This window comes from Colwellia marinimaniae (genome assembly GCF_002207865.1).
GTDB classification, from domain to species: Bacteria; Pseudomonadota; Gammaproteobacteria; order Enterobacterales; family Alteromonadaceae; genus Colwellia; species Colwellia marinimaniae.
Genome location: NZ_BDQM01000358.1, coordinates 1 through 257, shown reverse-complemented (window position 1 = coordinate 257; position 257 = coordinate 1). Strand labels below are relative to the sequence as shown.

Here is a 257-nt window from a genome sequence, read left to right as displayed (position 1 = left end):
CGTCGAGGGGCTTCCCTCGGCCATGGCCAACGAGTTGCTGTGCTTCGAGAATGGAACGATGGGCATTGCCCTTAACTTAGAAGAGCGGCAAATCGGTGTGGTCGTGCTCGGCGATTCCGACGGTATTGATGAGGGATCGACTGTTCGTGGCACTGGGGAAGTGCTGTCTGTGCCGGTTGGCGAGGGATATCTCGGTCGCGTCGTGGACGCGATGGGTAACCCAGTTGATGGTCTCGGCGAGATCAAAGGTGTTGAGG

Annotated in this window: 1 pseudogene; it reads left to right on the top strand. The window is 58.4% G+C overall.

The window, feature by feature from the left end:
• Positions 1-22: 22 nt before the first annotated feature.
• Positions 23-257: pseudogene (locus MTCD1_RS23735) on the top strand (F0F1 ATP synthase subunit alpha); the annotation flags it as partial.